The sequence below is a fragment of the Streptomyces sp. NPDC110618 genome, from assembly GCF_055657065.1.
On sequence record NZ_JBVKBN010000019.1, the window covers coordinates 137,052 to 163,853 of the forward strand.

27 protein-coding genes are annotated in these 26,802 nt (G+C 71.5%); 8 read left to right on the top strand and 19 right to left on the bottom strand.

What is annotated here, in order from left to right:
- Positions 1–91 precede the first annotated feature (91 nt).
- The 3 genes from rocD to ACZ7L7_RS28600 form a co-directional block, all read right to left on the bottom strand.
- The gene (gene rocD, locus ACZ7L7_RS28590) at positions 92–1,309 is read right to left on the bottom strand and encodes an ornithine--oxo-acid transaminase (protein WP_471592836.1); all 1,218 of its coding nucleotides are present in this window, start codon (positions 1,307–1,309) and stop codon (positions 92–94) included.
- On the bottom strand, positions 1,306–2,118 hold the full coding sequence (gene ddaH, locus ACZ7L7_RS28595) for a dimethylargininase (protein WP_285514964.1): 813 nt from the start codon (positions 2,116–2,118) through the stop codon (positions 1,306–1,308). Before ddaH ends, rocD begins: the two co-directional genes overlap by 4 nt.
- A gap of 122 nt (positions 2,119–2,240) precedes the next feature.
- Positions 2,241–2,744, bottom strand: a complete 504-nt coding sequence (locus tag ACZ7L7_RS28600) for an Lrp/AsnC family transcriptional regulator (RefSeq protein ID WP_285514963.1) — start codon at positions 2,742–2,744, stop codon at positions 2,241–2,243.
- Between the two features lie 78 nt (positions 2,745–2,822).
- Here ACZ7L7_RS28600 and ACZ7L7_RS28605 point away from each other — a divergent pair, with 78 nt between their 5' ends.
- Genes ACZ7L7_RS28605 through ACZ7L7_RS28620 form a run of 4 tightly spaced genes read left to right on the top strand, consistent with a single transcriptional unit; the run spans position 2,823 to position 6,872 of the window.
- Positions 2,823–3,575 carry a LytR/AlgR family response regulator transcription factor gene (locus ACZ7L7_RS28605; protein ID WP_472077595.1) on the top strand — a complete coding sequence of 251 codons (753 nt, stop codon included), beginning with the start codon at positions 2,823–2,825 and terminating at the stop codon, positions 3,573–3,575.
- Between the two features lies 1 nt (position 3,576).
- Positions 3,577–3,945 carry a hypothetical protein gene (locus tag ACZ7L7_RS28610; protein ID WP_285514961.1) on the top strand — a complete coding sequence of 123 codons (369 nt, stop codon included), beginning with the start codon at positions 3,577–3,579 and terminating at the stop codon, positions 3,943–3,945.
- 6 nt (positions 3,946–3,951) lie between these two features.
- Positions 3,952–5,661, top strand: a complete 1,710-nt coding sequence (locus ACZ7L7_RS28615) for a sodium/solute symporter (protein WP_285514960.1) — start codon at positions 3,952–3,954, stop codon at positions 5,659–5,661.
- Positions 5,658–6,872: a sensor histidine kinase gene (locus ACZ7L7_RS28620; protein ID WP_285514959.1), complete on the top strand. Its 1,215-nt coding sequence runs from the start codon at positions 5,658–5,660 to the stop codon at positions 6,870–6,872. Before ACZ7L7_RS28615 ends, ACZ7L7_RS28620 begins: the two co-directional genes overlap by 4 nt.
- Before the next feature lie 3 nt (positions 6,873–6,875).
- Here ACZ7L7_RS28620 and ACZ7L7_RS28625 read toward each other — a convergent pair whose 3' ends face one another.
- The 7 genes from ACZ7L7_RS28625 to ACZ7L7_RS28655 form a co-directional block, all read right to left on the bottom strand.
- The gene (locus ACZ7L7_RS28625) at positions 6,876–7,046 is read right to left on the bottom strand and encodes a hypothetical protein (RefSeq protein WP_285514958.1); all 171 of its coding nucleotides are present in this window, start codon (positions 7,044–7,046) and stop codon (positions 6,876–6,878) included.
- Positions 7,047–7,059: 13 nt separating this feature from the next.
- Positions 7,060–8,844 carry a serine/threonine-protein kinase gene (locus tag ACZ7L7_RS28630; protein WP_472077596.1) on the bottom strand — a complete coding sequence of 595 codons (1,785 nt, stop codon included), beginning with the start codon at positions 8,842–8,844 and terminating at the stop codon, positions 7,060–7,062.
- A gap of 31 nt (positions 8,845–8,875) precedes the next feature.
- The gene (locus tag ACZ7L7_RS28635) at positions 8,876–10,168 is read right to left on the bottom strand and encodes a DUF6777 domain-containing protein (protein WP_472077597.1); all 1,293 of its coding nucleotides are present in this window, start codon (positions 10,166–10,168) and stop codon (positions 8,876–8,878) included.
- 67 nt (positions 10,169–10,235) lie between these two features.
- On the bottom strand, positions 10,236–11,186 hold the full coding sequence (locus tag ACZ7L7_RS28640) for a cytochrome c oxidase assembly protein (protein ID WP_285514955.1): 951 nt from the start codon (positions 11,184–11,186) through the stop codon (positions 10,236–10,238).
- A gap of 104 nt (positions 11,187–11,290) precedes the next feature.
- Positions 11,291–12,316, bottom strand: a complete 1,026-nt coding sequence (locus ACZ7L7_RS28645; protein WP_285514954.1) for a 6-phosphofructokinase — start codon at positions 12,314–12,316, stop codon at positions 11,291–11,293.
- Positions 12,317–12,543: 227 nt separating this feature from the next.
- Entirely contained in the window at positions 12,544–13,272 is a 729-nt protein-coding gene (locus ACZ7L7_RS28650) for a type 1 glutamine amidotransferase (RefSeq protein ID WP_093719201.1), read from the bottom strand.
- Between the two features lie 17 nt (positions 13,273–13,289).
- The gene (locus ACZ7L7_RS28655) at positions 13,290–14,528 is read right to left on the bottom strand and encodes a MurT ligase domain-containing protein (protein WP_093719200.1); all 1,239 of its coding nucleotides are present in this window, start codon (positions 14,526–14,528) and stop codon (positions 13,290–13,292) included.
- Between the two features lie 83 nt (positions 14,529–14,611).
- Here ACZ7L7_RS28655 and def point away from each other — a divergent pair, with 83 nt between their 5' ends.
- Positions 14,612–15,157 carry a peptide deformylase gene (gene def / locus ACZ7L7_RS28660; protein WP_453604152.1) on the top strand — a complete coding sequence of 182 codons (546 nt, stop codon included), beginning with the start codon at positions 14,612–14,614 and terminating at the stop codon, positions 15,155–15,157.
- Between the two features lie 29 nt (positions 15,158–15,186).
- Here the strand turns inward: def and ACZ7L7_RS28665 are convergent, their stop codons facing one another.
- Complete coding sequence (locus ACZ7L7_RS28665) at positions 15,187–15,831, bottom strand: TetR/AcrR family transcriptional regulator (protein ID WP_093719198.1); 645 nt, start codon at positions 15,829–15,831, stop codon at positions 15,187–15,189.
- 172 nt (positions 15,832–16,003) lie between these two features.
- Between ACZ7L7_RS28665 and ACZ7L7_RS28670 the strand changes: the two genes are divergently transcribed.
- Positions 16,004–17,227: an acyl-CoA dehydrogenase family protein gene (locus tag ACZ7L7_RS28670; RefSeq protein WP_285514952.1), complete on the top strand. Its 1,224-nt coding sequence runs from the start codon at positions 16,004–16,006 to the stop codon at positions 17,225–17,227.
- Here the strand turns inward: ACZ7L7_RS28670 and ACZ7L7_RS28675 are convergent.
- The 8 genes from ACZ7L7_RS28675 to ACZ7L7_RS28710 all read right to left on the bottom strand — a co-directional run bounded on the left by ACZ7L7_RS28675 (position 17,224) and on the right by ACZ7L7_RS28710 (position 24,845).
- Positions 17,224–17,745 carry a cupin domain-containing protein gene (locus tag ACZ7L7_RS28675; RefSeq protein WP_453604149.1) on the bottom strand — a complete coding sequence of 174 codons (522 nt, stop codon included), beginning with the start codon at positions 17,743–17,745 and terminating at the stop codon, positions 17,224–17,226. The two genes, ACZ7L7_RS28670 and ACZ7L7_RS28675, sit on opposite strands and share 4 nt — an antisense overlap.
- A gap of 7 nt (positions 17,746–17,752) precedes the next feature.
- Complete coding sequence (locus ACZ7L7_RS28680; protein WP_285514950.1) at positions 17,753–18,967, bottom strand: cytochrome P450; 1,215 nt, start codon at positions 18,965–18,967, stop codon at positions 17,753–17,755.
- Positions 18,964–20,052 carry a type III polyketide synthase gene (locus ACZ7L7_RS28685; protein WP_453604198.1) on the bottom strand — a complete coding sequence of 363 codons (1,089 nt, stop codon included), beginning with the start codon at positions 20,050–20,052 and terminating at the stop codon, positions 18,964–18,966. The genes ACZ7L7_RS28680 and ACZ7L7_RS28685 overlap by 4 nt, the downstream gene beginning before the upstream one ends.
- 87 nt (positions 20,053–20,139) lie before the next feature.
- Complete coding sequence (locus ACZ7L7_RS28690; RefSeq protein WP_093719193.1) at positions 20,140–20,370, bottom strand: DUF6213 family protein; 231 nt, start codon at positions 20,368–20,370, stop codon at positions 20,140–20,142.
- Positions 20,371–20,395: 25 nt separating this feature from the next.
- A complete protein-coding gene (locus ACZ7L7_RS28695; RefSeq protein WP_453604146.1) occupies positions 20,396–21,790 on the bottom strand; it encodes an NADP-dependent succinic semialdehyde dehydrogenase in 1,395 nt (464 codons plus the stop codon).
- Between the two features lie 68 nt (positions 21,791–21,858).
- On the bottom strand, positions 21,859–22,323 hold the full coding sequence (locus ACZ7L7_RS28700; protein WP_285514948.1) for an NUDIX hydrolase: 465 nt from the start codon (positions 22,321–22,323) through the stop codon (positions 21,859–21,861).
- Positions 22,320–23,858 carry an ATP-dependent DNA ligase gene (locus ACZ7L7_RS28705; protein ID WP_472077598.1) on the bottom strand — a complete coding sequence of 513 codons (1,539 nt, stop codon included), beginning with the start codon at positions 23,856–23,858 and terminating at the stop codon, positions 22,320–22,322. The genes ACZ7L7_RS28700 and ACZ7L7_RS28705 overlap by 4 nt, the downstream gene beginning before the upstream one ends.
- Before the next feature lie 54 nt (positions 23,859–23,912).
- Positions 23,913–24,845 (bottom strand): NAD(P)/FAD-dependent oxidoreductase, encoded by a 933-nt coding sequence (locus ACZ7L7_RS28710; RefSeq protein ID WP_472077599.1) that lies wholly within the window; start codon positions 24,843–24,845, stop codon positions 23,913–23,915.
- A 63-nt stretch (positions 24,846–24,908) separates the two neighbouring features.
- Here ACZ7L7_RS28710 and ACZ7L7_RS28715 point away from each other — a divergent pair, with 63 nt between their 5' ends.
- Both ACZ7L7_RS28715 and ACZ7L7_RS28720 read left to right on the top strand, forming a co-directional pair.
- Positions 24,909–25,481, top strand: a complete 573-nt coding sequence (locus ACZ7L7_RS28715; RefSeq protein ID WP_285514945.1) for a helix-turn-helix domain-containing protein — start codon at positions 24,909–24,911, stop codon at positions 25,479–25,481.
- 261 nt (positions 25,482–25,742) lie between these two features.
- Positions 25,743–26,717, top strand: a complete 975-nt coding sequence (locus tag ACZ7L7_RS28720; protein ID WP_471592841.1) for an NADPH:quinone oxidoreductase family protein — start codon at positions 25,743–25,745, stop codon at positions 26,715–26,717.
- Positions 26,718–26,802: the final 85 nt, after the last annotated feature.

The following is a 26,802-nucleotide window of genomic DNA, read 5'->3' on the forward strand; positions in this document are numbered from 1 at the left end:
GTGGTCTACGTCAGTGGTGTACCACCTCTGATCCCAGTGTTCACCCTCGCAGTCCCCAGGGGAGACGGCCACCCGCAGGCGGTGTCGGCCTTCAGGCCAGCACCTTCTCCAGCGAGCCCAGTGCCCCGGTCAGCTCCTCGGCGGTGATGGTCAGCGGCGGGGCGAGCCGGATCGTGGAGCCGTGGGTGTCCTTGACGAGGACGCCCTCCCGCATCAGCCGCTCGCTGATCTCCCGGCCGGTGCCCACGGCGGGGTCGATGTCGACGCCCGCCCACAGGCCGCGCGCCCGGAAGCCGACGACGCCCTTGCCGACCAGGTCGGTCAGCCCGCCGCGCAGCACGACGCCCAGTTCGGCCGCCCGGCGCTGGAACTCTCCGGTCTCCAGCAGCTCCACCACCGCCGTGCCGACGGCGGCGGCCAGCGGGTTGCCGCCGAAGGTGGAGCCGTGCTCGCCCGGACGCAGTACGCCGAGCACGTCACGCCGGGCCACCACCGCGGACACCGGCACGATGCCGCCGCCCAGCGCCTTGCCGAGCAGCACCATGTCCGGCACGACCGACTCGTGCTCGACGGCGAGGGTGCGGCCCGTACGGCCGAGGCCCGACTGGATCTCGTCCGCGATGAACAGGCAGCCCTTGCGGCTGGTCAGCTCCCGCACCCCGGCCAGGTAGCCGTCGTCCGGGATGACCACGCCCGCCTCGCCCTGGATGGGCTCGATGAGCACCGCCGCCGTGGTGTCGTCGACGGCCTCCTCCAGCGCGGCCAGGTCGTTGTACGGGACGATCCGGAAGCCCGGGGTGAAGGGACCGAAACCGGCGCGGGCGGTCTCGTCGGTGGAGAAGCTGACGATGGTCGTCGTACGGCCGTGGAAGTTGTCCGCGGCGACCACGATCGTGGCCCGGTCGGCGGGGACGCCCTTGACCTCGTAGGCCCACTTGCGGGCCACCTTGATGGCGCTCTCCACGGCCTCGGCGCCGGTGTTCATGGGCAGCACCATGTCCAGGCCCACCAGCGCGGCCAGCCGCTCGGCGAACTCGGCGAGCCGGTCGTTGTGGAAGGCACGCGAGGTCAGCGTCAGCACGTCGAGCTGGCGGTGGGCGGCCTCGATGAGCCCGGGGTGGCGGTGGCCGAAGTTGAGCGCCGAGTAGCCCGCCAGCATGTCCAGGTAGCGGCGGCCCTCGACGTCCTCCACCCAGGTGCCCTCGGCGCACGCGACGACGACGGGCAGCGGGTGGTAGTTGTGCGCGAGGACGGGCTCCTCCGCGCGGATCAGCTCGGCGGACGAACGGGTGTGCGCGGGTGCGGTCATGAGCGGATCTCCTGGGTGCAGCACTTGATGCCGCCGCCTGCCTTGAGCAGCTCGGACAGGTCGACGGGGACGGGAAGGTAGCCGCGCTCGGACAGCTGTTCGGCGAGGGCGGTCGCGCCCGGGGCGATGAAGACGTGCAGTCCGTCGGAGACGGAGTTCAGGCCGAACGCCATCGCGTCCTCGCGGGTCGCGATCACCGCGTCCGGGTACAGGCGCCGCAGCACCTCACGGCTGCCCGGCGAGAACGCTTCCGGGTAGTAGGCGATGTTCTCCTCGTCCAGCACGAACAGCGCGGTGTCGAGGTGGTAGAAGAGCGGGTCCATCAGCGTCAGGCTGATCACCGGCACGCCGAAGTGCTCCTGCACCTCGCGGTGCGCCTCGCGGGTGGTGCGGAAACCGGTGCCGGCCAGGATCCAGCGGCCCGCCGGGACCAGGTCGCCCTCGCCCTCGCAGACCGACTCGGGCCGGTAGACGTCGAACCCGGCCGCCTTGAACCAGGTCTCGTAGTGCGTGGACTCGGGGCGTCGCTCGGGCGCGTGGAAGAGCGAGCCGAAGACCTTGCCCTCCACGGTGACCGCGCAGTTCGCGGCGAACACCATGTCGGGCAGGCCGGGGACGGGCTCCACGGTCTCGACGGTGTGGCCGTAGGAACGGTAGGTGGCGATCAGCTTGTGCCACTGCTCCACGGCGAGATCGGTGTCGACCCGGGCATCGGGATGCATCCAGGGGTTGATCGCGTACTGCACGGCGAAGTGTCTGGGTTCGCAGACGAGGAAGCGCCGCCGGCGCGGCACACGGGATTCGGGCACAGAGGTGTTCCTCCGCTTCCTGGGGGTGGGACTGGGTTGACACCAAGGTAGGAAGTGACGGAGAAGCCCGACAAGGAACGACCACTGCGTGTTCACGCAGGAATGCTGCGTAGTTTTCCCGCTCAGCGCAGTTCTGCTGCGTCGTCGGGTGCGGCGTGGCTGGCGCCCGCCTCCGGGCTCTCCGGGATCAGGTGGGAGAGCACCATCACGCTGATCGTTTTCCGGATGAACGGCTCCACACGGATGCGCTCCAACACCTCCTCGAAGTGCTCCACGTCCCGCGCCCGCACATGCAGCAACGCGTCCGCGCCGCCGGTCACGGTCATCGCCGCGGTGATCTCCGGGTGGTTGCGGACCACCTCCGCCAGCCGCCTGGGCGGCGCCGCGCCCTCGCAGTACACCTCGACGTACGCCTCCGTGCGCCAGCCCAGCGCCAACGGCTTCACCGTGGCCGTGAACCCGGTGATCACACCGGTCTCCCGCAGCCGGTCCACCCGCCGCTTGACCGCCGTCGGGGACAGTCCGATCGTTGCGCCGATCTCGGCGAAACTCGTCCTGGCGTTCGCCATCAGGGCGGTGATGATCTTCCGGTCGAGCTCGTCGAACGCGGGGGTCCTGCTGTTCATGGCGGCACCCTATCCAGCGGAAACGGCCTTGGCCCGGCCCGTGTGCAGGCGTACGAATTACTCCTACACTCCACGTTCATGCTGCGTGCCCTGGCTGTCGACGACGAACGCCCCTCGCTGGAGGAACTGCTGTACCTCCTGAACGCCGATCCCCGCATCGGCAGCGCGGAGGGCGCCCACGACGCGACCGAGGCGCTGCGCCGCATCAACCGGGCGCTGGAGTCGGGGCCCTTTGGACCGGACTCGATCGACGTCGTCTTCCTGGACATCAACATGCCCGGCCTCGACGGACTCGACCTGGCCCGGCTGCTGTCCGGGTTCGCCAAACCGCCGCTGGTCGTGTTCGTCACCGCCCACGAGGACTTCGCCGTCCAGGCCTTCGACCTCAAGGCCGTCGACTACGTCCTCAAACCGGTCCGCAAGGAACGCCTGGCGGAAGCCGTTCGCCGGGCCGCCGAACGCATCGGCAGCACCGGTCCGCGCATCCCCGTCAGTGAGCCCGACCCCGACCACATTCCCGTGGAACTCGGCGGCGTCACCCGCTTCGTGCCCGTCGAGGACATCACCCATGTCGAGGCCCAGGGCGACTACGCCCGTCTGCACACCGACAGGGGCAGCCACCTGGTCCGCATCCCGCTGTCCACCCTGGAGGAACGCTGGCGCAACCGCGGCTTCGTCCGCATCCACCGCCGCCACCTGGTCGCCCTGCGCCACATCGGCGAACTCCGCCTGGACGCGGGCACGGTCAGCGTGATCGTCGGCTCCGAGGAACTCCAGGTCAGCCGGCGCCACGCCCGCGAACTGCGGGAACTGCTGATGAGGAGGCCCTGACATGCCCGGCCAGGACCCCGCGGAGCGCCGCGTCGTCGTCACCGGGCCGCCCCGGCGCACCCGGCCGACCTCCGGCTACTACCGCCCACGCACCGAGATCGACGAGCAGACCACCCTCGGCCACACCTACGTCCGCTCCCTGATGCGCTCCCAACTGCGCGCCGGACTCGCCGTCGTGGCCGTCCTGGGCCTGCTCATCGGCCCTCTGCCCCTGCTGTTCGCCACCATCCCCGACTCCGAGCGCCTGGAGTGGGCCGTCCTCGGCTTCGGCCTGTACGCCCCGCTCGTGCTGCTCGCCCGCTGGTACGTACGGCGCGCCGAACGCAACGAACGCGACTTCGTCCGCCTCGTCGAGGACCAGGACCGCTGAACCACCGTGAACGAGAACTTCGCCGTCCCCGCCGTCGCCCTGGTCGTCCTCGCGACCGTCTTCGTCGGCGCCTTCGGACTGCGCATCTCCCGCACCACCTCCGACTTCTACGTCGCCTCCCGCACCGTCGGCCCCCGCCTGAACGCCGCCGCCATCAGCGGCGAATACCTCTCCGCCGCCTCCTTCCTCGGCATCGCCGGACTCGTCCTCGTCCAGGGCCCCGACATGCTCTGGTACCCGGTCGGCTACACCGCCGGATACCTCGTCCTGCTCCTGTTCGTCGCCGCCCCGCTGCGCCGCTCCGGCGCCTACACCCTCCCCGACTTCGCCGAGGCCCGGCTCGCCTCCCAGGCGGTACGACGGCTCGCCGGGGCCTTCGTCGTCGGCGTCGGCTGGCTCTACCTCCTGCCCCAGCTCCAGGGCGCCGGACTCACCCTGACCGTGCTCACCGGGGCGCCCGACTCCCTCGGCGCGGTGATCGTGGCGGTCGTGGTCGTCGCCATCGTCGCGGCGGGCGGCATGCGCAGCATCACCTTCGTGCAGGCCTTCCAGTACTGGCTGAAGCTGACGGCGCTGCTGGTGCCCGCGCTGTTCCTGATCCTCGCCTGGCAGGGGGACGGCGCGCCCCACCACGCCTTCGACGAACCCGCCGATTTCCGCGAACAGCGCACCGTGCGCGTCGACGACAGACTGGACCTGCGTCTGGAGCGCCCGCTCACCGTCACCGTGAGCGGCACCGTCGACGGCGACGAGCACGACGGGCGGCGCGTCGAACTCCCCGCCGGTACGCACCGGATCGACGCGGGCACCCGGCTGACCTTCGCCGCGGGAACCGCCGTTCCCGAACCGGCCCGCGGCACCGACGGCAGCCTCTCCCCGTCCCAGGCCGAGAGCCGGGGCGAGCGCCCGCTGTACGCCACGTACGGGCTGATCCTCGCGACCTTCCTCGGCACCATGGGCCTGCCCCACGTCGTGGTCCGCTTCTACACCAGCCCGCACGGAGTCGCCGCCCGCCGCACCACCGTCGCGGTCCTGGGACTCATCGGCGCCTTCTACCTGCTGCCACCCGTCTACGGCGCCCTCGGCCGCCTGTACTCCCCCGAACTGACCCTCACCGGTGACGCGGACGCCGCCGTCCTGCTGCTGCCCGAGCGCATGATCGGCGGCCTCGGCGGCGACCTGCTCGGCGCGCTGATCGCGGGCGGCGCCTTCGCGGCGTTCCTGTCGACCGCGTCCGGTCTGACCATGGCCGTCGCGGGTGTCCTCACCCAGGACGTCCTGCCCGCGCGCGGCGTACGGCACTTCCGGCTCGGCACGGTCCTCGCGATGGCGGTGCCCCTCGCGGCGAGTGTCCTGGTCGGCGGGCTGCCGGTGGCCGACGCGGTCGGGCTGGCCTTCGCGGTGTCCGCGTCCTCCTTCTGCCCGCTGCTCGTGCTCGGCATCTGGTGGCGCCGGCTCACCCCGCCCGGGGCGGCCGCCGGAATGCTGGTCGGCGGCGGCTCCGCCCTGCTCGCCGTGGCGGCGACGATGTCCGGCTTCTTCGGCACCGGCGCCCTGCACGCCCTCCTGGCCTGGCCCGCCCTCTGGTCGGTGCCCCTGGGCTTCCTCACGATGATCCTGGTGTCCCTGTCCACCTCCCACCGGGTCCCGCCGGGCACTCCGGCGATCCTGGCCCGCTTCCACCTGCCCGAGGAACTGGCGGAGGTGAAGGGATGAGCGACTTCATCGCCGGACTCTGCGTGGCGATCCTGCCCCTGCTGGCGGCCGGGTTCTGGCTCGGACGGCGCACCGCGCGCCCCGAGAGCCAGGGCGGACTCGGCACACCCGTCGAACACGCCACCTTCGAGACCCTGCACACCGCCTCCCTCGCCGCACCCCCGCTGCGGGCCGGACTCACCGAGGAGACCGCGCGCAAATCGGCCCGCAGACTGCGGTCGTTGCTCGGCACCGACGCCTTGTGCCTCACCGACGAGAAACAGGTGCTGGCCTGGGACGGCGTCGGCGCCCACCACCGCGCCGAGATCATGGAACGCCTCTCCGGCCCCCTGGAGTCCGGCCGAGGCGAGGCCTTCCCGCTGACCTGCGACACCCCCGACTGCCCGCTGCGCTGGGCGGTCGTCGCCCCGCTCACCGTCGACGACCGCGTCCACGGCGCCCTCGTCGCCGCCGCGCCCCGCGAGTCCGCCGTGCTGGTCCGGGCCGCCGGAGAGGTCGCCCGCTGGGTCTCCGTCCAACTGGAGCTGGCCGACCTCGACCAGTCCCGCACCCGCCTCATCGAGGCCGAGATCAAGGCCCTGCGCGCCCAGATCTCCCCGCACTTCATCTTCAACTCGCTCGCGGTGATCGCCAGTTTCGTGCGCACCGACCCCGAGCGGGCCCGCGAACTGCTCCTGGAGTTCGCCGACTTCACTCGCTACTCGTTCCGCCGGCACGGCGACTTCACCACGCTCGCCGACGAACTCCACGCCATCGACCACTACTTGGCACTGGTCCGGGCCCGCTTCGGCGACCGCCTCTCCGTCACCCTCCAGATCGCCCCCGAGGTACTGCCGGTCGCCCTGCCGTTCCTGTGCCTCCAGCCCCTGGTGGAGAACGCCGTGAAGCACGGACTGGAGGGACGGGCGGCCTCCACCGGCAAATGCAGGATCAGCATCACCGCGCAGGACGCCGGAGCCGAGGCCCTGGTCGTCATCGAGGACGACGGCGCCGGCATGGACCCCGACCTGCTGCGCCGCATCCTCGCGGGCGAGGTCAGCCCGTCCGGCGGCATCGGGCTGTCCAATGTCGACGACCGGCTCCGTCAGGTCTACGGAGACGACTACGGCCTCGTCATAGAGACCGCCGTGGGGGCGGGAATGAAGGTGACCGCCCGGCTGCCCAAGTACCAGCCGGGCGTCCACTCAGCGGGCCGGCTGACCGGCACCTGACCGTCACGAACTGCGCGTGACCACCATGCCGAGGGTGATCAGCCCGAGCACGACCCAGCCGAACCACAGCCAGCCGTTGCTGCCGAGCGCCACCGTGTAGGCCGTCACCACGACCAGACCGCCGACGGTGAGCACCCCCATCGTCCGCGTAGAACTGTCCGTAGAACCGGGCATCGCAACACCCTCCTCATGGTTCGTCCCCCTCCATGGTGCCCCCGTTCTGCTTCCGCACGGTGCAGACGACCAAATGTGTGCCCGATTTCCAGGTGCCCTCGCTGACCCACCCCGTCGCCTCGTAGACGGAAGGGTCGAATCCGTAGTCCTGCGGCGGCACGTCCCGGGCACAGATCTCGCCGGCCTGCTCCTGGCCGTCGTCGTACGTGACGCCCTCGCCCATCCGGGTGAATCCCAGCACCTGCTCGTCGTACCTTCCGGCACAGGACGCCAGCCGCACCTGCCCCTCCCTGGCCACGTCCAGGCAGTCCCGGCGCTGCACGGTCGCCACGTCCGCGAAGACCGCGCCGACCTTGCGGTACCCGGCCAGCGGCCCGTACACCGGCGCATGCCCGCCCAGCACCAGACAGGCCGTTCTCCGCCCGGCCGCCTCGAACCCCTCGTCCGCCGGCACCACGGCGAACGACCGCACGTCCGCCAGCCGCTCCCGCACCTCCCGCGTCCGCTCCTCGCACCGCGCGGCGCCCTCTTCCCGCGCCTCCCGCGCCGACGCGGCCTCGACGAACGCCATCACCTGCCCGTCCGGCTTCAGGCGCGTGCAACTCGGGTCGAGGGTCAGTCCGGGGGCGCCCACGAAGGGGTCGCCCGGCCAGGCGGCGATCACGCAGTCCCCGGCCGCCAGCGCCCGGGTCAGCCCCACCTCCGCGCCATACGGGAGCCCGGACCCCGTCGACCCCGTCCCGTCGCCCTGCCCGGCCACGGCGTACCAGACCCCGCCCCCGGCCAGCGCCAGCCCCAGCAGCCCGCCGAGCGCGGAGTGCAGTACCCGGCGCTTGGGGGCGCGGTGCGGGGGCGGGGGCGGTGGGGGAGCGGCGGCCCATTGCGGCTGCGATCCGAGGTCGGTCTGGGTCCGGGAGTAGGCCGCGGCCTGCGGTACGACGATCCGGGCCAGCGCCGCCTCCGTCTCGGCCGCGGACGGCCGGGCCGCCGGGTCCTTCGCGAGCAGCGCGTGCACGAGCGGCCCGAGCGCGCCGGCGCGGGTGGCGGGCCGCGGCTCCTCCGCGACCACCGCCGTCAGCTCCGCGAGGTGCGACGGGCGGGCGAACGGCCCCAGGCCCTCGACCCCGAAGTAGAGCGTGCACCCCAGCGAGAACAGATCGGCGGCCGGGGTCGGCGGCCCGCCCGTGGCCCGCTCGGGGGCGAGGTAGCCGGGGGTGCCCACCAGTGCGGAGGCCATGGTCCACCGGGTCTCCCCGGTGGCGGGCCGCACGGAGATGCCGTAGTCGGCGAGCAGCACCCTGCCGTGCGGGGCGCCCGAGCGGTCCGGCGCCAGCAGGATGTTCGCCGGCTTCACGTCCCGGTGCAGGACGCCCCGCTCGTGCCCGGCGGTCAGCGCGTCCAACACGGCCAGCCCGACGCGGGCGCACTCCGCCGGGGCGAGCGGGCCGCGCTGCTCGACCAGGTCGCGCAGGTCCACGGCGCCCGCCACGTACTCCATGACGATCCAGGGCAGCCCTTCGTGTTCCAGCACGTCGTGCACGGTCACGACGTGCGGGTGGTCGCGCAGCCCCGCCGCGTGCCGTGCCTCGGCGCGGGCGCGGGCGACCCGGGCCTCCCGCTCGTGGGCGCCCTCGGCCGGGTCCGGGAAGACGATCTCCTTGAGCGCGACCTCGCAGGCGAGTCTCTGGTCGTGGGCCAGCCAGACATGTCCCATGCCGCCGCCCCCGAGCCGGTGCAGCAGCAGATAGCGGCCGGCGATGACCCGGCCCACTCCCGATGTCGACGGTCCTGAAGGCATCCACTGACTCCCGGGTTCCACGAGGTTCCACCTAGGTGCTCGCGCTGGTGCTGGGTGTCTCGCTGGGCGGGGGTGGGGGCGGCGACTCACTGGCCGGGGCCGTGGTTGTGGTCGTCGCCGTGGTCGGGGGAGTCGAGATCGTCGTCGGCGGCGTACTGGAGGGCGGTGGCGGCAGGCTGGAGACCGTCGGCGGGGGAGCGGAGGTGGATGTCGGGGGCGGGGTCGAGGCCGGGGGCTGTTCCGACGTCGGCGGCGGCGAGCTCGTGGTCCCGGAGGAGGTGGGTCCCGAGCCCCCGGACGACTGGGTCGGTACCGGCTCCGTCTCGGACTCGGACTCCGACGGCGTCGGCGGATCCGGCGGCCCGGACGTCCGTGAGGTCTCCGGTGCGACCTCCGCATCCTCCTCCGCGGCCAGCGTCACGTACTCCCCGAACGCCAGTCGGCTCCCCGCGGCCGGGTCCGACCCCGTCACCACGGCCCCGTCCGACGGCTGCCCCGCCCCGCCGTACCGGACGGCGAGCCCCTGCTCCGTCAGCCGCGCCACGGCCTCCCCGACGGTGGCCCCCACGACATCGGGCACCTCCCGCCGCTCGCTCGCGTCGAAACCCTTGTCGTCCCCGCCCGTCGTGCCCACCGGCCGCTCGATGCCCCGCTCGGGTTCCTCCACGTCGACCAGGGCCAGCCGCTCCAGTTCCCGCGGCGCGGGGCGCACGACGACCGCGGAAGCGGCGTCGTACCCCTTCCACTTCTCGTTCCCGTTCTCGAACTTCACGGAAATCCCGCTCTTGTCACCCTCGAAGGCGCGCAGCGGATTTCCGCACGAACACTTCACCGCGGGCTGTCCCTGGGCATCGACGAGAATCGCGATCCCCGCCTGGAGCAGCGAGTCGAACGGGACTGCCTTTTCCTTCTTGTAGTCGTGGTTCTTCACCAGCGTGTCGTGACGCAGCAGAACAGGTGTGAGCCGGTCCAGATAATCCGGAATCCCGTCCCTGCCGATCCCCGGCACCCGCGCCCACGCATCCGCCTTGCGCTCGTTGGCCGGGTCCGTGAGGAACCGCTCCAGCTTGTCGACGTCGCAGATCCGTGGCTTCCTGGAGCCCCCGTACAGACCGGGGGTGTCACCCCGCTGAAGCCCTCCGCCGACGCTCCGCGAAGGGACCCGGGCATCCCGCCCGAGCCCTTTGCTCTCATCGAAAAAGGGTGCGAGCGACGGAACTCCCACCGCCACCGCCCGCACCGTGGCCGAAGCCCGCCCCACGTCACAGGCGCTCAGCGCCAGAACGCACACCAGCAGAATTCGTACGTACATTCCTCGCGTCATGACCGCTCCCCCCGGCGGTTCCCCCGACGCGATTCATGCTACTGAACCGAAAAGGCTTTCCGGCGGGTTAGTTACCCTTTGCGTTCAGTGAGGCCAAATAGGCGTTGTACGCCTCAAGTTCCTTGTCGCCGTCCCGGTCGGCGGCCCGGTCCTTCCGCTTCGCCTGCCGCTGCTCCGAGCCGTACCACTGGAACAGCAGCGCGATCAGGACCAGCACGGACGGGACCTCGCTGAACGCCCAGGCGATACCGCCGGCCGCGTTCTGGTCGGAGAGCGCGTCGATGCCGAGCGAGGCGGGTGGATTCTTGAACGTGTCGACCATCGGGGCGGACGCCATCATCAACGCGATACCGAAGAAGGCGTGGAACGGCATGCCCGCGAACAGCTCCAGCATCCGCATCAGATAGCCCGGCCGGTGCGGGCCCGGGTCCACGCCGATGATCGGCCAGAAGAACACCACGCCCACGGCGAGGAAGTGGACCATCATCGCCACGTGCCCGGTCTTGGAGCCCATCAGGAAGTCGAACAGCGGGGTGAAGTACAGCGCGTACAGGCTCGCGATGAACATCGGGATGGTGAAGCCCGGGTGCGTCACGACCCGCATGTAGCGGCTGTGCAGCAGCGCCAGCAGCAGCTCGCGCGGACCCTTGTGGCCGCGCGCCGCGACCGGCAGCGCGCGCAGGGCCAGTGTCATCGGCGCCCCGAGCAGGATCAGGATCGGCGACAGCATGCTGATCACCATGTGCTGCACCATGTGCACGCTGAACATCACCATGCCGTAGTCGTTCAGCCTGGTGCACATCACCAGCATGATCGACAGCACGCCCACGACGTACGACACCGTCCGCGCCGGCGACCAGGAGTCCCCGCGCCGCTTGAGCCGCACCACGCCCCACACGTACAGGACGAGCCCCGCCGTGCAGGCGATGAGGAAGAAGGGGTCCGCCGACCACTGAAGACCTCGCCCCAGCGTGAACGGCGGCAGATCCATCATCATGCCGTGCCCGCTGTGATCCATCCGGCGGCTCCTGTTTCGTGGGGGTTGTGCGATTCTGTCCGGCCCCCACACTAGAACGGCCCCCGGTCACCGCCGTGACCGGGGGCCGATAGTCCGCTACCGGACTACAGCACGCACTGCGCTTCCGCGTACCGGTCCTCCGGCACCGTCTTCAGCGTCTCCACGGCCTCCGCCAGGGACACCATCACGATGTCGGTGCCGCGCAGTGCCGTCATCCTGCCGAACTCGCCGCGGTGCACGGCCTCCACGGCGTGCCAGCCGAAGCGGGTGGCGAGGACCCGGTCGTACGCCGTCGGCGTGCCGCCGCGCTGGACGTGACCGAGGATCACCGGCCGGGCCTCCTTGCCGAGCCGGTGCTCCAGCTCGATGGAGAGCTGGCGGGCGATGCCCGCGAAGCGCTCGTGGCCGTAGATGTCCTTGCCGCCCTCGTCGAACTCCATGGTGCCCGGCGCGGGCTTGGCGCCCTCGGCGGCGACGACGATCGCGAACCGCTTGCCCGCCTCGAACCGCTCGCCGACCTTGCGGGTCAGTTCCTCGATGTCGAAGGGGCGCTCGGGGACGACCACGGCGTGCGCGCCGGCGGCCATGCCGGAGTGCAGCGCGATCCAGCCGGTGTGCCGGCCCATGACCTCCACGACCAGCACCCGCTGGTGCGACTCGGCGGTGGTCTTCAGCCGGTCGAGCGCCTCGGTCGCCACGCCCACGGCGGTGTCGAAGCCGAAGGTGACGTCGGTGACCGCGATGTCGTTGTCGATGGTCTTCGGCACGCCGACGATCGGCAGGCCGCTGTCCGAGAGCAGCCGGGCCGCCTTCAGCGTGCCCTCGCCGCCGATCGGGATGATGGCGTCGAGCCCGAGCTCCGCCACATGCCCCTTGGCCCGCTCCACGCCGTCGCGCAGGTGCGAGGGCTGGACGCGGGAGGAGCCGAGGATGGTGCCGCCGCGAGCGAGGATGCCGCTCACCGCGTCGAGGTCGAGCTTGAGGTAGTCGCACTCCAGGAGGCCCTTCCAGCCGTCCCGGAAACCGATGACCTCGTCGCCGTGGTCGACGACGGCACGGTGCACGACGGACCGGATGACGGCGTTCAGGCCGGGGCAGTCGCCGCCAGACGTGAGGACACCAATGCGCATAGCCCGAAATACCTTCTCAACGTGGGCCGGGGACCGGACCACGTTGTCCGGCTGAGATCCCGGCCACCCTACCGGCGTGAGGGGGTGGCACCGTACCGGGCGTCCGCCTGCTGGACGCGCCCGCACATGTGAGCGGACGAGCCGTCAGGCGGGCCCGGTACGTCACGGTGGCAGGAGCCGCTGGAAAGCGGCTTCAGGACCCCTGGAGGGCCCCGGTCACGCCCCGGTCACGCGGGCTGCTGGGCGGCCGCGATGCGCTCGTTGCGCAGCGCCTCGTACCAGCGGTCGTCGGTCGGCGGCAGGGCGTTGACGTCCAGCGCCAGCTTCAGCAGCAGGTCGGCGATCTGCGGGTTCCGGGCGAGCACCGGGCCGTGCATGTACGTACCGAAGACGGTGTCGTTGTACGCGCCCTCGGTGCCGTCGCCGGTGCCGTTGCCCCGGCCGAGGCGGACCTGGGCGAACGGGCGGGCCGTCGGACCGAGGTGGGTGACGCCTTGGTGGTTCTCGAACCCGGTCAGCGGCGGCAGGCCGAGCCGCGGGTCGATGTCGGCGAGCACATCGCCGACGCACCGCTCGCCCTCGCCGCGCACCGACGTCACGTCCAGCAGACCGAGGCCCGGCTCGCGCTGGCCGAGGTCGTTGATGAACTCGTGGCCGAGGATCTGGTAGCCCGCGCAGACGGAGAAGACGATCGCGCCGTTCTCCACCGCCCGGTACAGATGGCCGTCCCGGCGCAGCCGCTCGGCCGCGAGCCGCTGCGGCCGGTCCTCGCCGCCGCCGATCAGGTAGATGTCCCCGGAGGTGGGGATCGGCTGGTCGCTGCGCACGTCGAGCCGGGCCACGTCCAGGCCGCGCTGGCGGGCGCGGCGCTCCACGACCAGGACGTTGCCCTGGTCGCCGTAGGTGCTCAGCAGGTCGGGGTAGACCCACACGACCCGCAACTGGTTGTCGCTCACTTGTGTCCCCTGGGGTGTCAGTTGCCGACGCGGCGGCGCAGGTCCTGGAAGGCGGTGTAGTTGGCGATGACCTCGATACGGCCGGGCGGGCTCAGCTGCACGGCCTGGTCGAGGGTGTCGCAGACCTGGAACTGCTGGTTGGCGACCTCAAGGCGCACCGCGAGGTCGAGCTTGCGGTCACCGATGACACAGATCGGGTGCCCGGTCAGCCGCGTGTAGTCGACGTCCCACAGCCAGGAGGTGTCGGTGCCGTCGGCGCTGCGGGCGTTCACCGAGAGGATCACCGGGGTGGGCGGCGGGTCGATCAGGGAGAAGGTCTCCAGCCAGCCGGCCGGGTTCTTCGCCAGCAGCAGACGCAGGTCGCGGCCCTGGAACTGGACCACGTCGTAGCGTCCGGCCACCGCCTGCACCTGGTACATGCGCTCCAGGGCGACCTGCGGCGGCACCCCGAACACTGCGGCGACGGCGGCCGAGGAGGCGGCGTTGGCCTTGTTGGCGCGGCCCGGCAGCTGGAGGTGGATCGGCCAGGCCGAGCCGTGCGGGTCGAGGACGTGGTCGCCGGAGAGCGCCCAGCTCGGCGTCGGACGGCGGAAGCCGCACTCGCCGCAGAACCAGTCGTCGCCGGGCCGCTGCATCACACCGCCGCAGGATGGGCAGGACCAGGCGTCGTCCTTCCACATCTGACCGGCGGCGACCCAGATCACATTGGGGGAGGAGGACGCGGCCCACACCACCAGCGGGTCGTCGGCGTTGGCGACGATCACGGCCTTGGACCCGGCGAGCCCCTCGCGCCAGTTCTCGGCGAGCATCCGCGTCTCGGCGGCGCGGTCGAGCTGGTCGCGGGAGAGGTTGAGCAGGGCGATGCACTTGGGGTCGGTGTCCCGGGCGACGCCCGCGAGGTACTTCTCGTCGACCTCGATGACGCCGTAGCGGGCGTCGGAGCCGCCGGCCAGCGCGGAGGTGATGCCCGCGGGCATGTTGGCGCCGAGCGCGTTGGAGACGACCGGGCCCGCGGCGCGCAGCGCCTCCGCGATGAGCCGGGTGGTGGTGGTCTTGCCGTTGGTCGCCGAGACCAGGACCACGTCCAGGTTCTGGGCGAGCCGGGCGAGGAGGTCGGGGTCGAGTTTCAGCGCCACCCGTCCGCCGATCACCGATCCGCTGCCGCGCCCCGCGGCGCGCGATGCCGCCGCGACCGCCTTGCCCGCGGTAACGGCGATCTTGGCCCGCGGAGTGAGCGGGTCCGAGTTGCCTGCCATCAGTCCTCGATCCTCCCAACGTCGTAGGTGGTCAGCCTATCGAGATCCATTCGCACTCCCGAATCGGCCGTAGTCTTGCGCCCATGCGACACGGCTCGATCCCCGGCGCCCACGGGCGTGTCCGGCCCCTCACCCTGTACGGCGACCCGGTTCTGCACGCCGCCGCCGGGGAGGTCACGGACTTCGGCCCCGAACTGGCGACGCTCGTCGAGGACATGTTCGCGACGATGTACGCGGCCCAGGGCGTGGGCCTCGCGGCCAACCAAGTCGGCGAGCCGCTCAGGGTGTTCGTCTACGACTGTCCCGACGACGAGGACGTACGGCACGTGGGCCATGTCGTCAACCCGCGCCTGGTCGAGGTGGACGGGGTGGTGGTGCGCGGGCCCGAGGGCTGTCTGTCGCTGCCGGGGCTGGAGGCGGGGACGGAACGCCACGACCACGCCGTGGTCGAGGGGTTCACGGTGACCGGGGAGCCGGTGACGGTGCACGGGACCGGTTTTTTCGCGCGATGTCTGCAGCACGAGTGCGACCACCTGGAGGGGACGGTGTACGCGGAGCGCGTGACGGGCTGGCGGTACAGGAGGCTGAGGCGCCAGGTGGAGAAGGCGTCCTGGCGCCGTCGGCCGTAGCGTTCTGCGCGGGGTTGTGCCGGGGGTGCTCAGAACCCCGGTCCGCCCATCTTGTCCCCGGCGGCGGCCAGCCGGCCCCACAGCAGGTCGGCGAGGCTGCGCACCAACTCGGCGCGGGAGCAGGGGCGTTCCCCGAGCCACCAGTCGCCGGCCGCGTGCATCATGCCGACGATGCCGTGCCCCCACACCCGGGCGAGCTGCTGGCTGCCGGGGCCGAGGTCCAGCCGGTCCTCGATGACCTGCGCCAACTCCTCGCCCATCCGCCGCAGCAGGGGAGCGGAGTGCTTGCCGACATCGAAGCCCTGGTCGCCGGACTGGCCGCCCTCCGCCGGATGCATGAGGAACCGGTACACCTGCGGGCGTGCCTCGATCGCGGCCAGGTAGGTGTCGAGGGTGGCCTCCACCCGCTCGCGCCGCTCGGCCGGGGCGTCCAGCGCGGCGCGCAGGGAGTCCAGCAGCGCGTCGGTGTGCCGCTTGGCGAGGGCCGCGTAGAGCCCGCCCTTGTCGCCGAAGTGCCGGTAGAGGATCGGCTTGGTGATGCCCGCCTCGGCGGCGATGGCGTTCATCGAGGCCTGCGGGCCGTCGCGCAGCACCACTCTGTCGGCGGCCTCCAGCAGCTCGCGCCGACGGCGATCGGCGGACCGCTGCTGCTCGGTCCGCTGTGTGGTGTCCATGTGCTCTCCCCACCCGTGCTGTTTCGGTGACGCCAGCGCAAACTAACACCCATCTCGGCCCCGACATCGAACGGGCTGCCGACCTGTCATCAGGAGTTGACTTTTCCTACTCGCTGGTAACAGACTGCGGTTACCCCAAGTAACATGCATGTGCGCCGCCGCTGGAGGGAACATGGCCGAGTTCACCATGGAGCTCAACGACGAACAGAAGGAGGTCCGCGACTGGCTGCACGGCTTCGCCGCCGATGTCATCCGCCCCGCGGCCGCCGAATGGGACGAGCGTGAGGAGACTCCCTGGCCGGTCATCCAGGAGGCCGCGAAGGTAGGCATCTACTCCCTCGACTTCTACGCGCAGCAGTACTTCGACCCCACCGGCCTCGGTATCCCGATGGCGATGGAGGAGCTGTTCTGGGGCGACGCGGGCATCGCGCTGTCCATCGTCGGCACCGGCCTCGCCGCGGTGGGCGTCCTCGCCAACGGCACCGAGGAGCAGATCGGCACCTGGATCCCCCAGATGTACGGCGACGCCAACGATGTCAAGGTGGCCGCCTTCTGCTCCTCCGAGCCCGACGCCGGCTCCGACGTCGCCTCCATGCGCACCCGTGCCGTGTACGACGAGGCCAAGGACGAGTGGGTGCTCAACGGCACCAAGACCTGGGCGACCAACGGCGGTATCGCCAATGTCCATGTCGTCGTCGCCGTCGTCGACCCGGAGCTCGGCTCCAAGGGCCACGCCTCCTTCATCGTCCCGCCGAACACCCCCGGCCTGTCCCAGGGCCAGAAGTTCAAGAAGCACGGCATCCGCGCCTCGCACACTGCCGAGGTCGTCCTGGAGAACGTCCGGGTGCCCGGCTCCTGCCTGCTCGGCGGCAAGGAGAAGCTCGACGAGCGCCTGGCCCGTGCCCGTGAGAAGGCCAAGTCCGGCGAGCGCGTGAAGAACGCGGCCATGGCCACCTTCGAGGCCAGCCGCCCCGCCGTCGGCGCCATGGCGGTCGGCACCGCCCGCGCCGCGTACGAGGTGGCGCTGGAGTACGCCTCCACCCGTGAGCAGTTCGGCCGCCCGATCATCGACAACCAGGGCGTCGCCTTCCAGCTCGCCGACATGCGCACGCAGATCGACGCCGCCCGCCTGCTGGTGTGGCGGGCCTCCTGGATGGCGATCAACGGCAAGCCGTTCACGGCCGCCGAGGGCTCGATGTCCAAGCTGTTCGCCAGCGAGACCGCCAAGAAGGTCACCGCCCAGGCGATCCAGATCCTCGGCGGCAACGGCTACACCCGGGAGTACCCGGTGGAGCGCATGCACCGGGACGCCGCGATCTACACCATCTTCGAGGGCACGAGCGAGATCCAGCGCCTGGTCATCGCCCGCACCCTGTCGGGGATGCCGATCCGCTAACGATGCTTCAGCGGGGTCAGCTGCTCGATGTCGTAGCGGCGGCGCAGTTCCTCGATCGCCGCGTGGTCCGGCGGACCGCCGGCGCCGAGGATCTCCAGCAGCTCCTCGAAGTACCGCTCGTGGTCCGGCGGCGGGCTCGCCTGGAAGAACATCTTCGCGGGCTCGCCGGTCGGATTGGCGAAGGCATGGGGGCAGCCGGGGGGTACGACGATCACCGTGCCCGGTGTCGCCCGTACCACCCGGTTGCCCGAACCCGACTCCCAGCGCTGCCAGTTGTCGGGGGTCCGCACCTTCGGCTCGAAGGCGAGCACGTCCAGCTCGCCCTCCAGCACATAGAACAACTCCTCGCTGCGGGTGTGCACATGGGCGCCCACGTCGAACCCGGGCGGCACGACCACCTCGAAGGTGGACGCCATCCGTGAGTGGGAGCCGGTGACCTTGAAGGTCACCTGCTGGGCCGGAGCCTCGACGACCCGGCCCGCACCCGGCGGCACCAGCAGCCCTTCCGTCGCCGTCATCGGCCGCTCACCACGTCACGGGCAGGGCCTCGGGCCCGCGGATCAGCGCGCCCTTCTTGAACGGCACCTTCTCCGGCTCCACCGCGAGCCGCAGCCCGGGCAGCCGGTCCAGCAGCGCGTCCACCAGCAGCTGCTCCTCCATCCGCGCCAGCATCCCGCCAGGGCAGTAGTGCGGCCCGAAGCCGAAGGAGACATGCGGATTCGGTGAGCGGTCGAAGTCGATCGTCTCCGGGTACGGGAAGACGTCCGGGTCCCGGTTGGCGGCCAGGTACGACACATAGATCGCGTCCCCGGCCCGGATCCGCACACCCCGGATGCCCACGTCCTCCATGGCGATCCGGGACAGGCCCACCGCGTTGCGGTGCGGGATGTACCGCAGCAGCTCCTCGATGGCCTGTGGGCGGATCTCCGGCTCGGCGCGCAGCCGTTCGGCCAGATCGGGGCGGGTGAGCAGGATGTAGAACAGCTGCCCGCTGTTGTTGGTGACCGCCTCGCCGCCGATCTGGAGCAGCACCGCGAGGCCCACGGCCTCCTGGAGCGTCACCTCGTCCTGTCCCACGGCCGCGCCGAGCAGGGAGGCGACGTCCTCGGCGGAGCTGTTCTCGCGCCGCCCGATGAGATCGGCGAAGTAGGCGCCCATCTCCTTCTTGGCCTTCTCGCTGACATCGGCGCCGTGCGAGGAGGACAGGATCAACTGGGTCCAGGTGTGCATCAGATGCCGGTCCCCGGCGGGCACCCCCATCAGCTCGCAGATCACCGCGATGGGGAACGGCGAGAGGACCGTCGCGGTCAGGTCGGCCGGGGGGCCGTCCTGGATCAGTTCGCTCACCAGCTCTTCCAGCATGTGCCGGGACCGCTCCCGGATGCGCTCCACGCCCTTGGCGGTGAACGCGGCGGCCACCGAGCGGCGCAGCCGGGTGTGGTCCGGCGGGTCGAGGAAGCCGACCGCGCCGCGCTCCGGGATGAAGTGCGGGGCGAGCCGGGTGACCGGCCGGTCCATCACCGCCTCGCGGCTGAACCGGGGGTCGTTGGTCACCATCCGCACGTCCTCGTACCGGGTGACCAGCCAGGCCCAGCCCTCGCCGTTCGGGAGCTGGATGCGGGTGATGGGGCCCTCCCGCATCAGCTCGGTCAGCACCGGGTCGAACGCGACACCGGACAGGTCCAGGGCCGGCCAGTGCCGCAGCGGGGGGAGGATCTCGGTGAGTGTCTCTTCGGTCATGCCGCCTCTTCGTCCGTGCGCTGCCAGCGGCCGAGGCTCATCTCGGCGGTGATACCGGGTCCGAACCCGGCGAGCAGCCCGCGCGCCCGGTGCCGGGCACCGCCCTCGTCGAACAGCCGGCGCAGCGCGTCCAGGACGACGGCGCTGGCGATGTTGCCGTACTCGGTGAGGGTGGCCCGGGAGAACCGGAAGGCGTGCGGGTCGACCTGGAGGAACTTGCTCAGGTCGTCCAGGATGCGGGGACCGCCCGCGTGGACTATGTAGAAGTCCAGGTCGGCCGCGTCCCAGCCGTGCAGGCCCGCGAGGTCCTGGAGCGCCGGAGCGAGCGGCTCCATGGTGGCGGGCACCCGCTTGTCCAGCTGGAAGTGGAAGCCGGTGGCCCGGACGTCGTACATGATCCACTCCTCGGTCTTGGGGATCAGGTACGAGCCGTTGCGCTCCAGCGAGATGCCCTCGCCGCCGCGTCCGCGCACCACGGCCGCGGCGATCCCGTCGCCGAACAGGCCGTTGGAGAGCAGATTGCCGATGCCCAGGTCGGTGGGCTGGTAGCACAGCGAGCAGAACTCGCAGGCCACGATGAGCGCGTTGGCCTCCGGGTAGGCCGTGCAGAAGTCATGGGCCCGGTTGATCGCCGCGCCGCCCGCCGCACAGCCCAGCTGGGCTATCGGTATCTGCCGGGTGGTGGCGTCGAAGCCCATTTCGTTGATCATCCAGGCCGTCAGCGAGGGCATCATGAAGCCCGTGCACGAGACGTAGATGATCACGTCGATGTCGGTGGCCAGCAGCTCGGCGTCGTCGAGCGCCCGCTGCACGACGGAGGGGACCCGGGACTTGGCCTCCGCCACGTAGATCTTGTTGCGTTCCTCGAAGCCGGGATGCCTCAGCGTCTCCTCGATGGGCTGGACGATGTGCCGGGTGCGCACTCCCGTGTTCTCGATCAGCCGGAGCGCCAACGGCAGTTGAGGGTGATCGGAGTGCCGGGAGCGGGCCAGCTCCAGCGTCTCCTCCATGGTGATCACGTGCTCTGGAACGGACACCGAGGGTCTGCACAAAGTCGCCATGAACCGTGCCTGCTTTCGCCTCAGGAGGTGGTCCAGTCCACCTTCACCCCGGAGGGCGGCGACTTCGCGCGGGGCTACTCCGAACGCGCGACGGCGGGACCGGCGGGGCTCCTACGGCGTACCGCTGCTGTGCGCGATGCAGGCCACGTCGATACGATCCGCAAGCTTGGCCAGCTCGATGGTGAGGGCGGCCACGGTGTCCTCGTCGAGGTCCTCGCCGGCCTCCACGAGGTGCAGCCAGCGGCCGCCCACGGTGCGCAACAACTTGCTGACGTCGGCCGCGGCCACCTGCAACGTCCCGCGGTCGTCGACGATCAGAGGCAGAGTCACTTCGCGGTTCACAAACGGGATGGTAGCCGCGCAGGTGTCACGCGCCGTGCCAAACCGTGGTGATGTTGCAGAACTCGCGGATTCCGTGCCCGGACAGCTCACGCCCGTACCCCGACCGCTTGGCGCCGCCGAACGGGAACGCCGGGTGGGAGGCGGTCATCCCGTTCACATAGACGCTGCCCGCCTCCAGGTCCCGCTCGAACCGCTCGGCCTCGGCCGCCTCGCGCGTCCACACATTTGAACTCAGCCCGAACGGCGTGTCGTTGGCGATCAGCACCGCCTCGTCGAGGTCGCCCGCCCGGTACAGCGTGGCCACCGGCCCGAAGGCCTCCTCGCGGTGGATGCGCATCTCGCGGGTGATGCCGGACAGGACGGTCGGCGGGTAGTACCAGCCGGGCAGCTCGGGCCGGCGCAGCCGGTGGCCGCCGCACAGTGCCGTCGCGCCGCTGCGCGTGGCGTCGTCGACCAGCTCCTCCAGATCGGTGCGCCCCTGCTCGGTGGCGAGCGGCCCGACCTCGGTCTCCTCGTCCATCGGGTCGCCGACCGTCAGCGCCTTCATGCCCGCCACGAACCGCTCGGCGAAGGCGTCGTAGACGTCGGTGTGCACGATGAACCGCTTGGCGGCGATGCACGACTGGCCGTTGTTCTGCACCCGTGCCGTCACCGCGACCTGCGCGGCCCGGTCGAGGTCGGCGGAGGGCATGACCACGTACGGGTCGCTGCCGCCCAGCTCCAGCACCGTCTTCTTCACCATGTCCCCGGCGACCGAGGCGACGGCCCGGCCGGCCGGCTCGCTGCCGGTGAGGGTGGCCGCCTTGACCCGCTCGTCGCGCAGGATCTCCTCGACCGCGCCGGAGCCGATCAGCAGCGTCTGGAAGGCGCCCTCGGGGTAGCCCGCACGATGGAAGAGGTCCTCCAGGTACAGCGCGGTCTGCGGGACGTTGGAGGCGTGCTTGAGCAGGCCGACGTTGCCCGCCATCAACGCGGGTGCCGCGAACCTGATGACCTGCCACAGCGGGAAGTTCCACGGCATCACCGCCAGCACCGGGCCCAGCGGCCGGTAGCGGACCCGCACCCGTACGGCGCCGGAGTCCCGGACGTCGGTGTCCGCGGGCACCTCGTCGGCGAGGAGGTCCTCGGCGCGCTCGGCGTACCAGCGCATCGCCTTGGCACACTTGGCGGCCTCGGCGCGGGCCTGCTTGATCGGCTTGCCCATCTCGGTGGTCATCACCCGGGCGATGTCTTCCTGGTCCTGGTCCAGGAGACCGGCGGCCCGGTTCAGCAGCCGGGCGCGCTCGGCGAACGTCGTCGTCCGGTACGTGCGGAACGTGGCCTCGGCGAGCTGGAGGCGGCGCTCGGTCTCCTCGGCGCCCATGGCCTCGTACGTCTTCAGCGTCTCGCCGTTCGCCGGGTTCACCGTTGCGATGGGCATGACTGACCTCCCGGGGAGCTGATGTGCTTCGACCTTCCCGCGCGTCGCCGGTGCCCGCAACGCGGAGTTCAGCCCGAGTGCTCCGCCAGCCGGTCGAGAAACGCCCCCTGGGCCTTGATGATCACCGTGCGTGCGCGGTCCAGCGGGAACCAGGCCACCCGGTCCAGCTCCGGGAACTCCTCCACGTGTCCCGACTTCGGCGGCCACTCCATCCGGAAGGTCCCCGGGGTGACGGCGCCCGGATCGAGGTCCGCCTCGATGGCCCACACGGTGACCAGCTTGCCGTTGGACTGGCGCACCTCACCGAGCGGCACCGGGTCCCCGTCCGGCGGCTCCAGTCCCAGCTCCTCCTGGAACTCGCGCCGGGCCGCGTCCCAGGCGGTCTCCGACTCCGGTTCGTACTCGCCCTTGGGCACGCCCCACGCCCCCGCGTCGCGGTGCGCGAAGAAGGGGCCGCCCATATGGCCGAGCAGTACCTCCGTGCCGCCGTCGCCGTCGCGCCGGTACAGCAGCAGCCCGGCGCTGTACTTCACGGCTTCACCTCGGGGTGTGCCGCCAGCAGGGTCTCCACGGTGTCCGCCTCCTCGGGACGCTTGTCCTGGCGGTAGCGAACCACACGGGCGAAGCGCAGGGTGACGCCCGCCGGATAGCGGCTGGATCTCTGCAGTCCGTCGTAGGCGATCTCGACCACGAGTTCGGGGCGGACCTTGACGACGTATCCGCTCTCCTCGACCGCGAGTTCCCTCAGCCGCTCGGTCTGCCAGGTCAGCATCGCGTCCGTCATGCCCTTGAAGGTCTTGCCCAGCATGGCGAAGGAGCCGTCGGCGGTGCGGGCGCCGAGGTGCAGGTTGGAGAGCTTGCCGGTGCGTCTGCCGTGGCCCCACTCGGCGGCCAGGACCACCAGGTCGAGGGTGTGCACGGGCTTGACTTTCAGCCAGGAAGCGCCGCGCCGCCCCGCGCTGTAGGCGGCGTCCAGCGCCTTGACCACCACGCCCTCGTGGCCCCGCTCCAGGGTCGCGGCCCAGAACTCCTCGGCCCGCCCCACGTCCTGGGGACCGCCGACCAGGGCGCGCCGGACCCGCATCGGCTCGGGGACCAGCCGGGCCAGTTCCGCGTGGCGCTCGGCGAAGGGCAGGTCGAGCAGATCGCGGTCGTCGACGGACAGGGCGTCGAAGAAGACGGGGGCCACGGGCACCTCGCGGGCCGCCGTCGCCACGTCCGTACGGGAGCCGACACGCCCGGCGGTCTCCTGGAAGGAACGGGGCCGTCCGGAGGCGTCGAAGGCGATGACCTCGCCGTCCAGGATGAACCGCTCGCCGCGCAACTCCAGTGCGGCCGAGGTGAGTTCGGGGAGCCGGTCGGTGATGTCGTCGAGGGTGCGGGTGTAGACGCGCACCTCGTCGCCGACCCGGTGCACCTGGACCCGGATGCCGTCCAGCTTCTCCTCCACCGCGCAGGCGCCGAGCTTGTCGACGGCCTCGGCGACCGAGGACGCGCTGTGCGCCAGCATCGGCAGCACCGGCCGCCCGACGGTGAGCCGGAACCGCTCCAGCGCCGCCGGACCGTCCGCGAGCAGCGCCTCGGCCACCGTCTGGAGCGAGCCGGCCAGCATCACCGCCCGCCGTACGGCCGCCGCGTCCGCGCCGGTCGCCTTGGCCAGCCCTTCCACGGCCACCGTGTCCAGGGCGCCCTGACGGACCTCGCCGGTGATCAGACCGATCAGGAAGCGCTGCTCCCGGTCGGTGGCGGCGCTCATCAACTCGCCCACCAGACGGGACCGTTCGGCCTGTGATCCGGCGCCGGACACCTTGGCCAGCCCGGTCAGCAGGGCGTCGACCTCGGCAACGGTCAGGGTGGGTTCGGCGGCCGGGGACACGGGACGCCCGAGCACCTTCCAGCCGACCCCGAGCCGCCCCTGCGGCAACCGCCCCGCCAGATACGGGATGACGATCGGCACGTCCGCGGCCTCGGCGTCCCGGAACAACTCCGCCAGCAGGGCGACCTTCCGGGACCGGGCCGAGGTCGCGGCGACCTCCTGGGACACCTGGGCCAGCCGGGTCAGCAGCATGCCCCCATGGTGCAACGGGCGGCGCCGGAGCACACGCCCACCGCGGAGGTGCTCTCAGGAGGCGTCGCCGGCGTCCAGGTCCGTCATCAGCAGCTCCCCGTTGATCGTCGCCGCGGCCCGGTAGCCGCCCGCCGCCGCGTTGATCACCTGCTCGGCGAAGCCCATCGCGTTGCCGGCCGTCCAGACGCCCGGCACGGTCGTCAGGCCCGTCGGGTCAACGACCGGGTACGCGCCGAAGGGGGTCTCGGTCAGTTCCGCGCCCAGCCGCTGGAGGAGGTCGGTCTGCGGGACGGCCCGGGGTGCCACGAACAGCACCTCGCGGGCGTGCTCCGAGCCGTCCGCGAGCCGTACGCCGGTCAGCCGGTCGTCCTCGACCAGCACCTCCGCCACCGTGCCCGGCACCACCAGGACCCCGGCCGCCGCAAGTCGGCGCAGGTCGTCGTCGGACAGCTCGCCCTCGTCGACCTCGTGGAGGAAGAAGGTCACGTCCTTGGACCACTGGGACACCATCAGCGCCTGGTGCACGCTCAGCGGGGTGGTGGCGAGCACGCCGAAGGCCCGGTCGCGCACCTCCCAGCCGTGGCAGTACGGGCAGTGCAGCGCGTCCCTGCCGAACCGCTCGGCGAGTCCGGGCACCTCGGGCAGCTCGTCCCTGAGCCCGGTGGCGATCACCAGCCGCCGGGCCCGCACACCGCGCCCGCTCTCCAGGGCGACGGTGAAGCCGGACCCGTCCTTCGTCACGTCCACCGCCCGGTCCCGGACCAGCTCCACGCCGTAGCGGGCGATCTCCTCCCGCCCGATCGCCAGGAACTCGGCCGGGCTCATGCCGTCCCGGGACAGGTAGCCCTGCATATGGGCCGAGGGCGCGTTGCGGGGCTCGCCCGCGTCGACCACCAGGGTGCGGCGCCGGGAGCGGCCCAGCACCAGGGCCGCGGACAGGCCCGCCGCGCCGCCGCCGATCACGATCACTTCATAGGTCTCGGTCATGCGGCCACCGTCGCTCGCGGCTGCGGGATTGACAAACTTCTTTGCCGATTCTGCAATGTCGGCATGAGTACCGAAGACGTTCTCGCCGAGGTGGGCCCCCGGCTGCGACGGCTCCGCAAGGAGCGCGAGGTCACCCTGACGGCCCTGTCCGAGACCACCGGGATATCCGTCAGCACCCTGTCCCGGCTGGAGTCCGGCCTGCGCAAGCCCAGCCTGGAGCTGCTGCTGCCGATCGCCCAGGCCCACCAGGTGCCGCTGGACGAGCTGGTCGGGGCGCCGCCGGTGGGGGATCCGCGAGTGCGCACGGCGCCCATGGTGCGGCACGGCCGCACCTTCTGGCCGCTCACCCGGCAGCCCGGCGGCCTGCAGGCTTTCAAGGTGCTCGTACCGCAGAGCGCGGAGGAGCCGGAACCGCGCACCCACGAGGGCTACGAGTGGCTGTACGTGCTCTCCGGGAAGCTGCGGGTGGTCCTGGGCGAGCACGACGTGGTGATGACGGCCGGGGAGGCCGCCGAGTTCGACACCCGGGTGCCGCACTGGTTCGGCTCGACGGGGGAGGGGCCCGCGGAGTTCCTGAGCCTGTTCGGGCCGCAGGGCGAGCGGATGCACGTACGGGCGAAGCCGAAGGGGGCGTGAGCCGGGCGAGCCGCGCCGGAGGGGGCCTGTGTCGGACCGGCCGTGTCGGGCCGGGGCCTGTGTCGGGCCGGCCGTGTCGGGCCGGGGCCTGTGTCGGGCCGGCCGTGTCGGATCGGGGCCTGAGCCGGACCGGCCGTGTCGGGCCGGGGCCTGAGCCGGACCGGCCGCGCCGTGACGCACGCTACTGTTCCCTGATCGGCAAGCGACCGCTTAGTATGCGAATCGACCCCGGTCAGACGACGCAGTCCCGTGGAGGCCCGCATGCAGGCTTGGCAAGTGCACGAGAACGGCGAGCCGAGCGAGGTGATGCGGCTCGCGGACGTCGAGCAGCCCACTCCCGGCGACGGCCAGGTCCTGCTGAAGGTACGCGCGGCCAACATCAACTTCCCCGATGTGCTGATGTGCCGCGGCCACTACCAGGTCCGCCCGCCCCTGCCGTTCACGCCCGGCGTGGAGATCTGCGGCGAGACCGAGGACGGCCGCCGCGTCATCGCCAACCCCGCCCTGCCGTACGGCGGTTTCGCCCAGTACGCGGTCGCGGACGCCGCCGCCCTGCTGCCCGCGCCGGACTCGCTGGACGACGCCGAGGCCGCCGCGCTGCACATCGGCTACCAGACGGGCTGGTTCGCACTGCACCGCCGGGCCGGACTCGAAGCGGGGGAGACGCTGCTCGTCCACGCTGCCGCGGGAGGGGTCGGCAGCGCGGCCGTGCAGCTCGGCAAGGCCGCCGACGCCACCGTCATCGGTGTCGTCGGCGGCCCCGAGAAGGCCGCGGTCGCCCGGGAACTGGGCTGCGACGTGGTGATCGACCGGCGCACCGAGGACGTGGTGGCCGCGGTCAAGGAGGCGACCGGCGGCCGGGGCGCCGACGTCGTCTTCGACCCGGTCGGCGGCGACGCCTACACGCAGTCCACGAAGGTCGTCGCCTTCGAGGGCCGGATCGTCGTCATCGGCTTCGCGAGCGGCACCATCCCGACCCCGGCGCTCAACCACGCGCTGGTGAAGAACTACTCGATCCTCGGCCTGCACTGGGGCCTGTACAACACCAAGAACCCCAAGCTCGTCCAGCACTGCCACGAACAGCTCGTCGACCTCGCCGCCCGCGGCGCCGTCAAGCCGCTGATCAGCGAACGCATCCCGCTCGCCGACGCCGCGGCGGCCGTGCAGCGCGTCGGCGACGGAGTGACCACCGGCCGCGTCGTGGTCGTACCGGAAGAAGCGGAGGCCGCTGCCTAATGCTGTTGTCAAGCCACGAGACGAAGAGGCGGCCGGGCCTCGTAGGGGCGACGGTCGCGCAGGATGGCGTAGAGAACGTTGATCT

Excerpts from the sequence above, each read along its gene's own strand:
- ACZ7L7_RS28630 (WP_472077596.1), bottom strand. The coding sequence starts at position 8,844 with ATGCCTTCAGGACCGTCGACATCGGGAGTGGGCCGGGTCATCGCCGGC.
- ACZ7L7_RS28675 (WP_453604149.1), bottom strand. The coding sequence starts at position 17,745 with ATGACGGCGACGGAAGGGCTGCTGGTGCCGCCGGGTGCGGGCCGGGTC.
- ACZ7L7_RS28635 (WP_472077597.1), bottom strand. The coding sequence starts at position 10,168 with ATGACGCGAGGAATGTACGTACGAATTCTGCTGGTGTGCGTTCTGGCG.
- ACZ7L7_RS28710 (WP_472077599.1), bottom strand. The coding sequence starts at position 24,845 with ATGACCGAGACCTATGAAGTGATCGTGATCGGCGGCGGCGCGGCGGGC.
- ACZ7L7_RS28620 (WP_285514959.1), top strand. The coding sequence starts at position 5,658 with ATGAGCGACTTCATCGCCGGACTCTGCGTGGCGATCCTGCCCCTGCTG.
- ACZ7L7_RS28680 (WP_285514950.1), bottom strand. The coding sequence starts at position 18,967 with ATGACCGAAGAGACACTCACCGAGATCCTCCCCCCGCTGCGGCACTGG.
- rocD (WP_471592836.1), bottom strand. The coding sequence starts at position 1,309 with ATGACCGCACCCGCGCACACCCGTTCGTCCGCCGAGCTGATCCGCGCG.
- ACZ7L7_RS28605 (WP_472077595.1), top strand. The coding sequence starts at position 2,823 with ATGCTGCGTGCCCTGGCTGTCGACGACGAACGCCCCTCGCTGGAGGAA.
- ACZ7L7_RS28625 (WP_285514958.1), bottom strand. The coding sequence starts at position 7,046 with ATGCCCGGTTCTACGGACAGTTCTACGCGGACGATGGGGGTGCTCACC.
- ACZ7L7_RS28705 (WP_472077598.1), bottom strand. The coding sequence starts at position 23,858 with ATGCTGCTGACCCGGCTGGCCCAGGTGTCCCAGGAGGTCGCCGCGACC.
- ACZ7L7_RS28655 (WP_093719200.1), bottom strand. The coding sequence starts at position 14,528 with ATGGCAGGCAACTCGGACCCGCTCACTCCGCGGGCCAAGATCGCCGTT.
- ACZ7L7_RS28645 (WP_285514954.1), bottom strand. The coding sequence starts at position 12,316 with ATGCGCATTGGTGTCCTCACGTCTGGCGGCGACTGCCCCGGCCTGAAC.
- ACZ7L7_RS28695 (WP_453604146.1), bottom strand. The coding sequence starts at position 21,790 with ATGCCCATCGCAACGGTGAACCCGGCGAACGGCGAGACGCTGAAGACG.
- ACZ7L7_RS28600 (WP_285514963.1), bottom strand. The coding sequence starts at position 2,744 with ATGAACAGCAGGACCCCCGCGTTCGACGAGCTCGACCGGAAGATCATC.
- ACZ7L7_RS28665 (WP_093719198.1), bottom strand. The coding sequence starts at position 15,831 with ATGGACACCACACAGCGGACCGAGCAGCAGCGGTCCGCCGATCGCCGT.
- ACZ7L7_RS28715 (WP_285514945.1), top strand. The coding sequence starts at position 24,909 with ATGAGTACCGAAGACGTTCTCGCCGAGGTGGGCCCCCGGCTGCGACGG.
- ACZ7L7_RS28640 (WP_285514955.1), bottom strand. The coding sequence starts at position 11,186 with ATGGATCACAGCGGGCACGGCATGATGATGGATCTGCCGCCGTTCACG.
- def (WP_453604152.1), top strand. The coding sequence starts at position 14,612 with ATGCGACACGGCTCGATCCCCGGCGCCCACGGGCGTGTCCGGCCCCTC.
- ACZ7L7_RS28720 (WP_471592841.1), top strand. The coding sequence starts at position 25,743 with ATGCAGGCTTGGCAAGTGCACGAGAACGGCGAGCCGAGCGAGGTGATG.
- ACZ7L7_RS28610 (WP_285514961.1), top strand. The coding sequence starts at position 3,577 with ATGCCCGGCCAGGACCCCGCGGAGCGCCGCGTCGTCGTCACCGGGCCG.
- ACZ7L7_RS28670 (WP_285514952.1), top strand. The coding sequence starts at position 16,004 with ATGGCCGAGTTCACCATGGAGCTCAACGACGAACAGAAGGAGGTCCGC.